We start from the raw sequence: 12990 nt of genomic DNA on the forward strand, positions 1-12990 counted from the left end.
GTAAACTCGCTTCTCAAGAAATTATAGCTATCATTGTCATCACTTATCCCAGATTACTTAGGAAAATAGAGCACCAATCGGTGATCTAAAATAATAATCACATAGCTTAAGATTATGAATAAAAGTAGAATAATTAGCAAGATACATTATTTTAGAAATGCATGAAATTCATGAAAAATGTTACATTATCTATCAATTTTGTGATCTTAAGTTAAAAATAGTATTAATGGTGCAAAAATATAGCGTTTTCATCGTAAAAGGCTATTGTTATTGATGCAAGTTTATGAAGGGTTAATCATATATCACTATGAATTGCATGGGTATTTATTGTATTTTGTTTGTTTTTAATGGGTTTAATGTTTATAAAGAAAAAGAACTTTACATAAAACAGTAATGTGAGTTAGCCAGCTTAATTGAGGCGTTTATCAATTTTTGAGGTTGTCTTTTTAAGACCTGTTTGGGTTATCAAACTCAGCAGAAAAGATAACCAACCCCTAAGCGCTAAATAAAGATAACTCCCCCTTGAAATAGTTGATTTGCAACATATAACAAAATAACTAAGTTTAGAAAAACAGGAGATAAATGGTGGATAATATACAGTTGGTTAAACAGGCTTTAGATTCTGTGTTAGGAAAGCAAATTGGTGATATAGCGGTTATTGAGCAGTTTTTTTCTCGAGACTACATTCAGGTCGTTGATGGTAAAAAGATAGATTTTGATGAATTTGTGACGCATATGCAGGTATTAAAGGAAGCAACTGAATCAATCTCTATAACGATAAAGTCAATCGCCCAAGGCGAAAATTGTGTACATACTCAACATATAGCAAAAGCAATAAAAAAAGGCGGGGCTTGCAGTGAGTATGAGGTGTTTGCTTGCTTTACTATCCTAAACAATAAAATTGTGCGTTGTGAAGAGCTTACCAGGATGCTTCAAGGTGATAAATCTGACCATGATTTGGGGTCTAGAACTTAATTGATTAAAATGCAGCTTCTTAATTGCGTTAAAGGATAATTTATTCATTAAACCGATTAATTGCAAAAAATGCCCAGTTTAGCACTGGGCAAGCCGTTAACTTGAAAATGTAAGTTGTAAGCCAGTGCCAACCTCTTTTACAGGCGCATGCTTAGCTAAGTGTATTTTGGCGGCAAGATCAGTACAGTGGCAAGGGTGAATGTGTAATAGCTCTTGTTGAGCAAAATAGTTGCCTGTCTGTTCTAAAATGTTATCTGCTGCTTGTTGCAAGTGAAAACCGCCAATAACCGTAACAATTCGAGTTATACCTGTAACCTGCTTTGCATACTCAACAATATTGCAAATACCAGAATGAGAACAACCCGTTACAACAATGAGTCCTTCCGTAGTTGTGATTGCTAATGCGGTGTCATCAAGAACATAGTCATCAACATTATGTCGATTTTCATCAAGAGTGGTACCAATAGGTTCTTTACCTTCAAAACTATTGTTGCGTGGAATTTGGCCTAAAAATACTACATTCTCTGATAGATAGTAAGGCTTGATGGATTCAACGCAACTGAAATACGCATCAAGTACATCCTTAGAGGTATTTGCCCCAATGACTTTTGATTGAAACTTTTTAGGTTTTAACGCATCAGGATGATAAATAAGCTGTTTAGGCTGCCGAGTTTCAAGGTTACGACGGTCAAAATATTGAATTAAATGGCTTAGCCCCCAAGTGTGATCATTGTGCCCATGGGAAAGGACAAGGTCAGTAATCTTCGCAAGATCAATATTGAGCATGTGGGCGTTATTAATAAAAATATCTGAGTAGCCAGTATCAAATAAGATTTTTTTGTTACCAGCCTCAATGTAATAGCAAACACCAGGTTCGCCGCAAAAGTAACTATCGATTAGGGTATTGTTATCAACAAGAACGGTAATTTTAATTGTCATAGTAAGCTCGTCGTTATGCATAATAATCGTAACACGTTATATCAGATAATCTGTTGGGAATATTCAATGATAGGCAAATGTAAGCAAAGAAAGGTGGATATAAAGGAAATAAGATGCGGGCACAGTAAAAATGTGCCCGTTCGTCTAACAATTTAATTTAGTAACATTTTTTAGTTGTTAGATTTTTGCTTGGTTCAGTGTTGTTGGTTCTTGTGTCTCTTTAGGCTCAATATGAAAAATAGCAATAATATCTTCCAATAAATCGGATTGTGATTCGAGCGCTTTTAAAGACGATTGTAATTCACGAGTCATTGAAGCATTAGCTTGTGTTGTATTATCTAATTCATTGATAGCCAGATGGATCTGGCTGACGCCGTGCGTCTGTTCATTAGAGGCTAGGGCAATGCTTTGGATCATTTCATTAATATTCGAAGTGTCCTGTGCGATAGAGACTATATTGTCATTCGCATCCGCTGCTAGCTGGAAACAATGATTAATTTTATCATTTGAATTATTGATCAGTAATTTAATTTCTTTCGACGCTTGAGTACAACTAATTGATAATTCGCGAACTTCATTAGCAACAACGGCAAAACCTTTACCATGTTCACCGACTCGTGCTGCTTCAACGGCTGCATTGAGTGCTAACAAATTAGTTTGGAAGGCGATATTATCAATTGTCGATGTAATTTTGCTTATTTCTTTCGAAAAATCGACGATATCATCCATATTTTCCACCACATCAGAAATTAGTTCATTACTCTTATCAATAGTTACACTGGTCGCCGACATCAGTTGGCATGATTGATTCGTATGTGCGGTATTGAGTTTAAATGAAGAGTCTAATTCTTCAACACTGGCGGCTGTTTCAACAATCGCAGCTGCCTGCTGATCTGCGCGGATGGATAAATCATGATTCATTTGAGTGATATCATTTAATTCAACTTTTATATGATGCGTGTTGTCGTAAATATTTTTGACAATTTCTACAAGCTTGCTTTGCATATTAGAAACATGTTGTTTAAGCAGCTTTATTTCAAAAAGACCTTTATCATCAAAGCGATGGTAAAGAATACCCTGACTGACTTTTTCGATACCATCTATAACTTGATTAAGAGGACGGATAAAGAAAAACTGCAAAATAAAACGAATAAAGAGTGTGACGATGGTGACTATTATAATGATTGCAATAAGACCAATGATGCTTTGGTTGTAAAGTTTTTCACTGGAAGCTGCAATATCATGGTAATTAGTATTAAGCTGTTGATGATAACTCATATAATGCTTTTCAAATGCATCTTGAAATGATTGTGTTGGTTGATTTAAGAAGTCATAGGTTTTTCCTTCTACCAAGAACATCGAAAGCTCATTTAGAGCAGCATATAATGTATTGTAGGAATTCTCTAACTCGGTGAAGGGGACACTGTTTTTATACATGGAGCTTTCAGCAAAACGTTGCCAATAGGCTGTTGTTTGTGTCATTTTCTGATGATAAAACTGAATAAGGCTGTCGATATCCGTATTCGATGTTTTCATTTTATTGATAATTAATAAATGACGAGAGCTTGCACGATTTAAGGTATTGCGCGCTTGAAGTAGGGACTGCCAGGTATTATTCAGTTCAGTTTGTTCGTTATAAATCGCATCAAGGTTGTAGAGAGTTGCCTGATACTGTTTTAACGAGCTAAAGAAAAACCAGCAAGTTGACAGTAACAAAACGATTAGCAATCCAGAAATAAACCAGACCAGCGTCGTCGTTTTTAGGCCAGAGAAGGTGAATTTAGCTGAGTTAAATTTCATTTTTTTTGAAGTATCAGACATCATTGATTATTTCCTTTCATACCATCGAGCAGTATGTTTTGAATACATACAAATAACCACTTTCAAACATAACATTGTTAGCAATAAGTGAATCAACAGGATCCAATAGGCTAATGTGTTATATAGTTACGCAAAGCATCAGGTGTAGGGACTAACTCAATGTATCGGCATTCGCGCTGGATACTTTATATCCAATAATATGACTTAGTTCATAAAAATGAATGAAATCTAGGTAAAATTACTTATTTATTGGAATGGTTAGCAGCATGAAAAGAAATTTTATGAACTGTTATTTGAAGTGATAATACTGTTAACTATTTAATAGTAAGAGATCATAATCAGCTAATTTTAAAAAGGAATTCAATTCGTATGTTTTCATTATTATTAAAATGCTTAATTGGTGCTGTTGCTGTACTTATTATTGCATTGTTTTCTCGGAGTAAAGTTTACTATATTGCTGGTTTAGTACCGTTATTTCCTACCTTTGCGCTTATTGCACACGTGATTGTTGTACAAGAGCAGGGAAGGGAGGCATTAAGAAAAACGGCATTATTTGGCTTATGGTCGTTAATTCCTTATGGGATGTATTTGCTCACAGTATATTTATTTGCAACGAAAATGACAGCTTGGGGAAGTTTAAGTTTAGCAACAATCGTTTGGATAATTACAGCCGCAATTTTAGTTTATGTTTGGCAGCTTGTTCAGTAGGTAATAACAGGCAATTTTAAATTTTTAGCGAAAAAATACTTTATTTAAAGGGTTGTTATCGAAATAAAGGGTCTTATCGTCTTTTAGGTCGCAAAATAATAGGTATAAACTATAATAATATTTAATGTTTTTTCTCAGGTTATATATACAAAATGTTATTAAGAACGCTAGTTTTATTACTTGTTGCTGGGTGTGCATATATTGCTGGGCTCATGACGGAAATGACGCTTGACACAGAGTTAGACACGGAAAGTAAAGTGAGAAGTTCAGTTGAGGACTTTTTGGCGTACCCCTCTGCGGCAACGTATAAAAATGTTAAGTATTACGTATTAACAAAAAGTGATGAAGGCGAAGAAACCGGATATTACTGTGGTGAAGTTTTCGGTTTTGAAAATGAATTACCTCATGGCTATAAGCGATTCATTGTTAGGTTACATAAAAATAGAACTGGCAAAGTGATGATTTCAATTCCATTTGTTGAAAAGACGGATGATATTATCCCCTCTGAACAATTTGAATCTGTTTGGGAGCGCTATTGTCATCGTGGAGAGTAGCCTGTTTTGAGGAATTAACACTCGTTAACCAATGTATAACGAGTGTATGCTCTTTAGCGAATTTTAATAGCCAAAGTTGATAGAAATGTTGGCAAAAACTCTGCTTGTTTGCCCTATGCCATTTGATTTACAGAAAGAAAATCAGTCATAGAGTGTACTCTTTAATGCAATAATTTATTAAGTTTACTAAAAAATAAACAAATAATAATTAAAAATGTATTACTAAGTACTAAAAACTACTTACCAATCACTAAATGATAATCTATTTCATCGAAGGTAAAATTAGCGGCAACTCGCATGCCCAATTTTTGGTGAGCCGCTAGTGAACGTGGATTTTGAGTATTAATAAAGGCAATAGGCTTACCTGTGTTTAAGGCACAAATTTTGTCATATAAGGTGTTAAGTATGCCTTGTCCTCTGTAGTGATGATCAATACAAACAGGGCCATAGAGCCAATTATTTTTGGTGAGGTCAGGAAACTGTTTGAGAATAAAATGAGCAATAGGTGGTAATGCGGTAGATGCCGTGGAAAAACTAAAGACCACGCCAATAATGTCTTGGGAAGTTAATGCAATCATGGTGCCTGAGCTTCCCATAAACATACTCTTGACTTTCGGGAGAGGGAACTCACCGAGTAGTTCGCCATGGTTAGAGGGTGCGTTAGCTTGTAATAAATCGGCGACTTTGTCAGTATCGGTAAGGTTCATTAAGCGATATTGAATACACATTTAATTCTCCTTTTTCCTAAGCTTAAATAAGGCGTTGAATTCAGTGATAGGCTGATTATAGCTTATTGAGTTTATAAATTTTTCATTTCATAATAACGGTAATTATCTTTTTACTATGAAACCAACATGCTAGCAAAATTGTATCCGGTATTTTTACTTATTATTTCAAATGTTTTTATGATGTTTGCTTGGTATGGTCATTTGAAATTTACTACAAAACCCTTATATGTCGTGATATTTTTTAGTTGGCTAATTGCCTTTGTTGAATATTGCTTTGCTGTCCCCGCAAATCGATTAGGTCACCCGTTTTACAGTGCGGCAGAATTGAAAACAATGCAGGAGGTTATCACACTCTGTGTTTTTGTGCTTTTTTCGGTTTTATATTTGGGGGAAAGTATAACTATTAATCATATTATTGGCTTTTCCCTGATATTTGCAGGCGCATTTTTTATCTTTAAAGGGCCGTTTTAAAATAAAAGGAGTCGGTTTGTCCCTATTCCTTTAGACTGCTGACAAACCGATTAAGTTTGCCAGCAGGTTAGATTGATTTTGAAAATCAACAGTTTGATAGTGTAAGCCTACACCCAACCTTTTTGGTGAAATTGTTTTAGAACAATAACAAATTGCGCCATTTCTTCTGGGGTGCCTAATGTTAAGCGGTTCCAGCCAACAGCGGGTGGAAACTCTCTTCCTACCATTACGTTAGCATCTGCCATACGCTGCTTATAGGTTTTTACATCACCGTTCACTTTATGGAAGATAAAATTTGCCTGTGAAGGCGCATATTCCAATCCAATTTCATTTAATGCGGTTTCGACAATTTTGCGTGATAAATTATTGGACTTTAGACTATGTGTAATAAATGGCTTATCGTTTAATGAAGCAAGTGCGGCAACCGCCCCAGCGGTATTCGTGTTATCAATGGATAAAAATTCATCTACAGCAGCAATAACCTCTGGTATTGCAATACCGTAGCCAACCCGCAATCCTGCAAGTGCAAATATTTTTGAGAAAGTGCGAGTCACAATGAGATTTTTTTGACCTTTTTTAACTAACTCGATTGCACTGATGAAGTTTGGATCTTCAACGAATTCAGCATAAGCCTCATCAACAATAAAAAATTGGTCATCTGTAACTTTACTCATCCAGCTATCCAACTGACTATGTGGGGTGATCATCGCTGTTGGGTTATTTGGATTACAGAGGTAAATCATTGATAACCCATCAAAATCGTTTGCGATTTGTTCCATTTTGACGAGGTCGAATGACAAGTCCGCTTTTAGAGGGACTTTAGTTATTTGTACACCTAATGGAAGGGAGTACAGCTCAGCATAATTAAAGGTGGGATCAGGTGTAACAAGTTGGATTTTTACGCCTCTTTTTCTCGCTTTATTTACCAACATGGCAACTGTGGCTTGGATAGTTTCTGAGGAACCATTACCGACACTGACATGTTTGTCAGATAGGGAATAAAGCGAACCAATATTAGTCACTAACTGGGCTCGGGCATCATCAGGGTAACGAAACGAATTAGGTAAAGCTGCAATAATTGCCTGTTTAGCTTTCTCAGACATCCCTAATGAATTTTCATTAAAATTAAGTAATAACGGGTGTTTAGCATCCGGTAGTTGTACGGTTGACGTATTGGCAACAGATTGCTTTATGAAAGAATTTAGTGCTAATCCACTGGCAACTAATGATGTTGATTTTAGAAATGAACGACGATCCATAGTTATTCCCTGAAATTATTATTTTTGAATCTATTAGATTACTCAAAATAATTGCAAAGTAAATAATTATATACTAAAAGTGACTTTTTATTCATTTTTGGGGTGGGGCTATAAAGTGATAAGTGAAATTAATTTAATTTAATTAAGTAGATAGATTAAATTCTAAGCGATTTTTGTACAAAAGAATGCATTGCCAGTTGAATTTTAATCGTAATATAATAATGGGTATAACGAGAAAGATTTAACATGGAGCAAAAATGAAATTATTTATGTTTTACATTGGTGGCAATGCAGGCAGATCTAACATTGAAGTTCATGATGTTCAGTTTGTTGCCGCAGAAAAGCCAACGGATGCTTGGCCGGTATTAAGAGACGCTTGGTTTGGGGATAAAGATAAAATACATATTGATGGTTATAGCGTTATTACGTGGGCGGATGGCTTTGATGTCACATTAAGGCGAGAACCGTCGAAAAGCAGTGATAAACTTTATTTTGTCAATGTGGGCGGTTATAGCCCAAACAACTTAGCTGAGTTACATGAATTTGATCTGTTTGTTGGTAAAACAGCGAATGAAGCGAAACAAAAAGCAATTAAAACACTGCTAATTGATAGCCAGCAGCAACATAAAGATAATTTGAAAGATGTCGATGATTGTGTCTTACTACAACAAGTAGGTGAGTTTTATATTCACCTAACAGAAAATCCACAGGGTGAACATTTTATGCCACAATGGCAAGGTTATCAGCCCATTGGTTTACTGAAGGAGTAAATCAATAATCAAGGGTAGCATTTGCTACCCTGAGCGTTGAATTATTGGCCTTGAATAGGCGTATTTGGTGTAATTTCGACTACAGCAACTCTTACCATATATTGTTTGCCATTTTCACCCTTAGGAACATCTGCAATTATTTTTTTGAGTGCTTCTTCAGGCTGCGTTGTTTGTACTGATGTTGAATATTGCATCATTCCTTGATAACGACCACTGTAATTATTATTGCGGTAGTTATCACAAGGTCGGTTATTATACTGCTGGTGATTTTGGTAGCCACCACGATGCCAAGAGCCATTTCCATAACCATCACCATAATACGCAAATGTTGAGAAACTTGCTGCCATCAAACTTGCCGAAATAATTAATGGTTTTAGAATATTCATATTTCATCTCCTTTGGAATATTTATTAATTATTATATTGGCAGCTAAATTAATTAAATCAATTTAATTTACTTATATAAATGAATAAATCATATTTGATACAATATTTATTCATTATTTCTTCACAATGAAGATAAATTGTTAAAATAATAGATAAAACGTTAATCTATTGGTTTTCAGTAAAAAATTTAGCGAGCTTACTGAGCGAAGTGATTGAAGCAACAGCAATATCTTTATTGTAATCATCGCATAAATTTAATAACCGATCGATAGCGTGCTGTTGTTCAATAGAACACTTATAGTCACCTAGCGCATTGATAGCGGCGATTTTGACATCATTATTTGTACCATAGGTTAATTCAACTAAATTTTTAACGATTTTTTCTTTCATAGGTTAATTGATAATAAATAAAACGTTGGATGATGCGAGTATAAAACTTGAATAGAAAATATAAAATGTTTTTTTTATCAATGTTTAATAAAATGATATCAAAATAAATAATATTAATTGAAAATAAATAATAGCAAATGACTAACTAGCTTGGCCGTTTAATGATAGAAAATAGGTTCGAAATGGCGATAAGCACGATTTTGGACTTTAAAGGCTCATTTTGTTCACTCTTATAGCAAATATGCCTTTATACTAAACTGAGTAAATACATTGTATGAAGGATAGTCAGTTGAAACGTATCAAAACAAAACTCTTAATCGTTTTATTGTTAGCGCTGGGCGTTTTTGCCTATCATTTTTATACCACAATTGGTGATTCAGATGTTGAAAACATGGCTAAGCAATTGGTAGAAAAGAAGTTAGAACGATCTGGTGCTATTACATTTAGCAACGTCAGAATTGTTTTAAAAAATGAATACAAAGAGGGAAGTAGCTTTCGGGTTTGTGGGCAATATCAGCTTGCTCAGCAAAGTGAAATGCTGCCATTTGTTGCGAGCGTAAACGTACAGGAAGGGAAGTTTTCAGAACATAATCAATTGATTATTAGTGAAACACCGGAGTTGGAAATTTCGATAGACAATTTATGTACTCAAAAGTCTTAATACAAGCAATCAGCGCAATGTAAAATTGCGCTGAGGTTGTTGACAAAGTGGGATAAAAGCGTGGTTTTTCCCACTTTGTGTTATCAGGCGAAAATCAATATATTGATTTTCCTTGTTTATTTTCAAAACCTATCCAACTTGCCGCCAAACATGTTATGTTTGTCAGCAGTCAGCGCAATGTAAAATTGCGCTGTTTTTAGCATACTAAAAGAGTCCGTTTTAATTACGATTTATTCAAAAGCAATTCAGTTTGGATTTTACATGCTGAGATTGAATCATTTAATGATTTAATGAATTCTGCTTCATTTTTAAACTGAGATTTATTGCTGCGAATTGTCTCGATAGCGGAGGTGAGATTTTCACGAAGCTCTGCCTCAACGGTCTCAAGTTTTTTCAAATCGACATTTTCACTTTTCAATTTTGCAATAGTTTCACGGGTTAGGTCGCTACTACTCTTGTTGGTGCTGTATGCTTCACTTAGCGCTTGACCTGTTATCTCGCAATAATCCTTGGCTGTTTCACTAATATTTAATGGGGCATTGGCCGCCATGGCTAAAGCAGGTGACAGGCAAAGAGCCAATAATAAACGCTTCATAGTCATACCTCTGTTTGCACTCAATGAATAGTTATTCTAAATAGTATTCAGAAAATACTATAGCAGATTAGGACTAAAACGGGGAGGGTTGAGGGACTTTTCGCATCATTTCATAAAAAAGAGCCAGTATAAATACTGGCCGCTATAATTAGCAAAAGCAATGTAAATGAAAATTACGTTATATACTTTATCATATAACGGTAAAAGATAAAGGGGTTTTGTGGGAAAGCGTAAAAAGATGATGCTAAGTATGATCTTGATCAGAAATGGGCTTATTGAAAGTTTCAATAACGTAAGAGCGATGAGAAAAGAACGCTGAAAAAACTGGCTATTAGCTTAAAAGAATAACCAGTTAAGTCATCGCAATAGAGATCAGTTATTTTTTAACCAGTGACCATGTTTTAAAACATCTTCAACAAGTTCATGTAAAACGATGTGCGCTTCATTGTCATCATGAAAACCTTGAGTCGCGAACGTGGTTGGTCCGCTATCGTGTGTAATCAACAAGTTGCTACTTGGGTATACTTCTAATACACGTGCTTTTAGCTCAGCACAAAAAGCATCATAGGTTTTTGCTGGGAGTTGCTCAATTGAATCATCTGATAGCTTAATTTTAATATCCATGTGTTAACCTCTTGTCAATAAAGCGAATTTACGCCCAGTGTATTGTTATCGGGTTATATAATCAATCATCATTTTTCGATGATCCAGTTGCACTATTAAATGCTGTGATTGCTGCTATATAGTAAAAGGGTATTACTCAGAATTTAAATTAAACATAATTAACGAATAGGGGGAGTTTATTTAAAATAAATTTTTGTATTAAATATGATATTTTCATTTTAATTTTTTGTAATGAGTTAAGTTTAACTATTAACTCAAATGTTTAATGGATTAAAAAAAACACTAAAAATCAAACGATTGATTTTTAGTGTGGATAGATGTTTGGGTTGTTATCTAACTCATTGATTATAAGAGTTGTTTGATTATTATTGCATTTAGTGCTATTGATTTTTTTTGTATTTTTTGAATGCTAGTATTAATGGTGGCAAAAATAAATTTACATTAAAGATAAAAAAATATAATTTCAGGGAACAGCAGAATTGTATTTTAAGTATACATTTATTTGTTTTTTAGTTGTTATATTTAAATGTTTAGGTGATATGAGGCAAGTTTAATTATCAACTAGTGGTATTGTTGATTTAATAAAAAAGGAGAGTAATTTGATAGAATTTATAAATTCATTGACGAATATTATTTGGGGATCACTGCTTATATATTTATTACTTGGTGCGGGGCTGTATTTCACCCTTCGTTCAGGTTTTATTCAGATTAGGCATTTTGGGCATATGTTTTCTATTCTCAAAAATAGCAAACAGTCAGATAGCGCGGGGATTTCTTCATTTCAAGCTCTATGTACTAGCTTAGCGGCACGGGTTGGGACTGGAAACTTAACGGGGGTGGCGATTGCATTAACGGCGGGAGGGCCTGGGGCAATATTTTGGATGTGGATAGTCGCGCTGCTTGGCATGGCAACCTCATTTGTTGAGTGTACATTAGCACAACTCTATAAAACAAAAGATGACCAAGGGAATTATCGAGGAGGGCCTGCTTATTATATGCAAAAAGGTCTAAATCAGCGTTGGATGGGGGTGCTCTTTTCTATTTTTCTTATTATTGCATTTGGGTTGGTGTTTAATGCGGTTCAGGCGAACTCAATTGCTCAAGCGACCGCAGTTGCTTTTGACTTCAATCCACTTTACGTCGGTGTTGGCTTAGTTATCCTAAGTGGCGTGATTATTTTTGGCGGATTAAAATCAATAGCAAAAGTGGCCGAATTGGTTGTACCTATTATGGCGATTGCTTACTTGCTTCTCGCGTTTTGGGTTGTAGGTCACCATATCGAACGCTTACCTGATGTTTTTATGATGATTATTCGTAATGCATTTGGGTTACAAGAAGCTGCTGGAGGTGCTGTGGGCTATGGTGTTGCTCAAGCGATGACTCAAGGGATCCAGCGAGGTTTGTTCTCTAATGAAGCTGGAATGGGCTCTGCACCGAATGCAGCGGCATCAGCAGCACCGTATCCACCTCATCCGGCATCCCAAGGGTATGTGCAAATGCTGGGGGTTTTTATGGATACGATTGTTATCTGCAGTGCAACAGCAATTATTATTTTATCGTCGGGAGTATTAGATAGCGGGGCTGATAAGATTAATGGTATCGAATTAACGCAATTAGCCTTGTCATCAGCAGTCGGTAGTTGGGGAAGTACATTTATTGCTGTTGCTATCTTCTTCTTCGCTTTTACATCAATTATTGCAAACTATGCTTACGCTGAAAGCAATATGATCTTTTTAGAAAACAATCATACTGCGGGGTTATTTATCTTTCGCTTAGCTGCCCTTGGGATGGTGATGTTTGGTGCTTTAGCTGAAATGCCATTTATTTGGAAACTCGCCGATTTATCGATGGGATTGATGGCAGTGACGAACCTTATTGCGATTCTTTTATTATCGGGAATTGCATTTAAATTAGCGAAAGATTATAACCAACAATGGATTGCAGGAAAAACTCCCACATTCGATATCAATCAGCATCCGGAGTTGAAAAAACAATTCGAAGAAGGAATTTGGGAAAAAGAACCTGTTGAAAAATGGGTGGAAAAAGAAAGTTCTCGTTAATCAAAAAGGTATCTTGCTATATTTCTATAAAATTCTTAGGTGAAAACCT

Annotated in this window: 15 protein-coding genes; 7 read left to right on the forward strand and 8 right to left on the reverse strand. The window is 35.3% G+C overall.

What is annotated here, in order from left to right; all coding sequences use genetic code 11:
• Positions 1-582: 582 nt before the first annotated feature.
• Positions 583-975 carry a nuclear transport factor 2 family protein gene (locus AB6N04_RS05610; protein WP_369310910.1) on the forward strand — a complete coding sequence of 131 codons (393 nt, stop codon included), beginning with the start codon at positions 583-585 and terminating at the stop codon, positions 973-975.
• A 96-nt stretch (positions 976-1071) separates the two neighbouring features.
• On the opposite strand, the gene AB6N04_RS05615 is transcribed toward AB6N04_RS05610, so the two are convergent.
• Positions 1072-1914, reverse strand: coding sequence for an MBL fold metallo-hydrolase (locus AB6N04_RS05615; protein ID WP_369310911.1), 843 nt, complete (start codon positions 1912-1914; stop codon positions 1072-1074).
• A 177-nt stretch (positions 1915-2091) separates the two neighbouring features.
• On the reverse strand, positions 2092-3738 hold the full coding sequence (locus tag AB6N04_RS05620; RefSeq protein ID WP_369310912.1) for a methyl-accepting chemotaxis protein: 1647 nt from the start codon (positions 3736-3738) through the stop codon (positions 2092-2094).
• Between the two features lie 366 nt (positions 3739-4104).
• On the opposite strand from AB6N04_RS05620, the gene AB6N04_RS05625 reads away from it, so the two are divergent.
• Together AB6N04_RS05625 and AB6N04_RS05630 are read left to right on the forward strand one after the other, a co-directional pair.
• Positions 4105-4443 carry a GlpM family protein gene (locus AB6N04_RS05625; RefSeq protein ID WP_369310913.1) on the forward strand — a complete coding sequence of 113 codons (339 nt, stop codon included), beginning with the start codon at positions 4105-4107 and terminating at the stop codon, positions 4441-4443.
• 152 nt (positions 4444-4595) lie between these two features.
• Positions 4596-4997 carry a hypothetical protein gene (locus AB6N04_RS05630; RefSeq protein WP_369310914.1) on the forward strand — a complete coding sequence of 134 codons (402 nt, stop codon included), beginning with the start codon at positions 4596-4598 and terminating at the stop codon, positions 4995-4997.
• A 236-nt stretch (positions 4998-5233) separates the two neighbouring features.
• Here the strand turns inward: AB6N04_RS05630 and AB6N04_RS05635 are convergent, their stop codons facing one another.
• Positions 5234-5725 carry an N-acetyltransferase gene (locus tag AB6N04_RS05635; RefSeq protein WP_369310915.1) on the reverse strand — a complete coding sequence of 164 codons (492 nt, stop codon included), beginning with the start codon at positions 5723-5725 and terminating at the stop codon, positions 5234-5236.
• Between the two features lie 126 nt (positions 5726-5851).
• On the opposite strand from AB6N04_RS05635, the gene AB6N04_RS05640 reads away from it, so the two are divergent.
• Positions 5852-6196: a DMT family protein gene (locus AB6N04_RS05640; protein ID WP_369310916.1), complete on the forward strand. Its 345-nt coding sequence runs from the start codon at positions 5852-5854 to the stop codon at positions 6194-6196.
• A 107-nt stretch (positions 6197-6303) separates the two neighbouring features.
• Here AB6N04_RS05640 and AB6N04_RS05645 read toward each other — a convergent pair whose 3' ends face one another.
• Positions 6304-7455, reverse strand: a complete 1152-nt coding sequence (locus AB6N04_RS05645) for a histidinol-phosphate transaminase (RefSeq protein ID WP_369310917.1) — start codon at positions 7453-7455, stop codon at positions 6304-6306.
• Between the two features lie 257 nt (positions 7456-7712).
• Here AB6N04_RS05645 and AB6N04_RS05650 point away from each other — a divergent pair, with 257 nt between their 5' ends.
• Positions 7713-8225, forward strand: a complete 513-nt coding sequence (locus tag AB6N04_RS05650) for a DUF1543 domain-containing protein (RefSeq protein WP_369310918.1) — start codon at positions 7713-7715, stop codon at positions 8223-8225.
• 41 nt (positions 8226-8266) lie between these two features.
• On the opposite strand, the gene AB6N04_RS05655 is transcribed toward AB6N04_RS05650, so the two are convergent.
• Together AB6N04_RS05655 and AB6N04_RS05660 are read right to left on the reverse strand one after the other, a co-directional pair.
• Entirely contained in the window at positions 8267-8611 is a 345-nt protein-coding gene (locus AB6N04_RS05655; protein ID WP_369310919.1) for a hypothetical protein, read from the reverse strand.
• A 165-nt stretch (positions 8612-8776) separates the two neighbouring features.
• Positions 8777-9001: a HEAT repeat domain-containing protein gene (locus AB6N04_RS05660; RefSeq protein WP_219247452.1), complete on the reverse strand. Its 225-nt coding sequence runs from the start codon at positions 8999-9001 to the stop codon at positions 8777-8779.
• A gap of 289 nt (positions 9002-9290) precedes the next feature.
• Between AB6N04_RS05660 and AB6N04_RS05665 the strand changes: the two genes are divergently transcribed.
• Positions 9291-9662, forward strand: a complete 372-nt coding sequence (locus AB6N04_RS05665) for a hypothetical protein (RefSeq protein ID WP_369310920.1) — start codon at positions 9291-9293, stop codon at positions 9660-9662.
• Between the two features lie 223 nt (positions 9663-9885).
• Here the strand turns inward: AB6N04_RS05665 and AB6N04_RS05670 are convergent, their stop codons facing one another.
• Together AB6N04_RS05670 and AB6N04_RS05675 are read right to left on the reverse strand one after the other, a co-directional pair.
• Positions 9886-10257: a hypothetical protein gene (locus tag AB6N04_RS05670; protein ID WP_369310921.1), complete on the reverse strand. Its 372-nt coding sequence runs from the start codon at positions 10255-10257 to the stop codon at positions 9886-9888.
• A gap of 372 nt (positions 10258-10629) precedes the next feature.
• Positions 10630-10881: a penicillin-binding protein gene (locus AB6N04_RS05675; protein WP_369310922.1), complete on the reverse strand. Its 252-nt coding sequence runs from the start codon at positions 10879-10881 to the stop codon at positions 10630-10632.
• A 599-nt stretch (positions 10882-11480) separates the two neighbouring features.
• Here AB6N04_RS05675 and AB6N04_RS05680 point away from each other — a divergent pair.
• On the forward strand, positions 11481-12941 hold the full coding sequence (locus AB6N04_RS05680; RefSeq protein ID WP_369310923.1) for an alanine/glycine:cation symporter family protein: 1461 nt from the start codon (positions 11481-11483) through the stop codon (positions 12939-12941).
• Positions 12942-12990: the final 49 nt, after the last annotated feature.

It is taken from the genome of Providencia rettgeri (genome assembly GCF_041075285.1).
GTDB lineage: Bacteria > Pseudomonadota > Gammaproteobacteria > Enterobacterales > Enterobacteriaceae > Providencia > Providencia rettgeri_G.

Excerpts from the sequence above, each read along its gene's own strand:
- AB6N04_RS05610 (WP_369310910.1), top strand. The coding sequence starts at position 583 with ATGGTGGATAATATACAGTTGGTTAAACAGGCTTTAGATTCTGTGTTA.
- AB6N04_RS05615 (WP_369310911.1), bottom strand. The coding sequence starts at position 1,914 with ATGACAATTAAAATTACCGTTCTTGTTGATAACAATACCCTAATCGAT.
- AB6N04_RS05620 (WP_369310912.1), bottom strand. The coding sequence starts at position 3,738 with ATGATGTCTGATACTTCAAAAAAAATGAAATTTAACTCAGCTAAATTC.
- AB6N04_RS05625 (WP_369310913.1), top strand. The coding sequence starts at position 4,105 with ATGTTTTCATTATTATTAAAATGCTTAATTGGTGCTGTTGCTGTACTT.
- AB6N04_RS05630 (WP_369310914.1), top strand. The coding sequence starts at position 4,596 with ATGTTATTAAGAACGCTAGTTTTATTACTTGTTGCTGGGTGTGCATAT.
- AB6N04_RS05635 (WP_369310915.1), bottom strand. The coding sequence starts at position 5,725 with ATGTGTATTCAATATCGCTTAATGAACCTTACCGATACTGACAAAGTC.
- AB6N04_RS05640 (WP_369310916.1), top strand. The coding sequence starts at position 5,852 with ATGCTAGCAAAATTGTATCCGGTATTTTTACTTATTATTTCAAATGTT.
- AB6N04_RS05645 (WP_369310917.1), bottom strand. The coding sequence starts at position 7,455 with ATGGATCGTCGTTCATTTCTAAAATCAACATCATTAGTTGCCAGTGGA.
- AB6N04_RS05650 (WP_369310918.1), top strand. The coding sequence starts at position 7,713 with ATGAAATTATTTATGTTTTACATTGGTGGCAATGCAGGCAGATCTAAC.
- AB6N04_RS05655 (WP_369310919.1), bottom strand. The coding sequence starts at position 8,611 with ATGAATATTCTAAAACCATTAATTATTTCGGCAAGTTTGATGGCAGCA.
- AB6N04_RS05660 (WP_219247452.1), bottom strand. The coding sequence starts at position 9,001 with ATGAAAGAAAAAATCGTTAAAAATTTAGTTGAATTAACCTATGGTACA.
- AB6N04_RS05670 (WP_369310921.1), bottom strand. The coding sequence starts at position 10,257 with ATGAAGCGTTTATTATTGGCTCTTTGCCTGTCACCTGCTTTAGCCATG.
- AB6N04_RS05675 (WP_369310922.1), bottom strand. The coding sequence starts at position 10,881 with ATGGATATTAAAATTAAGCTATCAGATGATTCAATTGAGCAACTCCCA.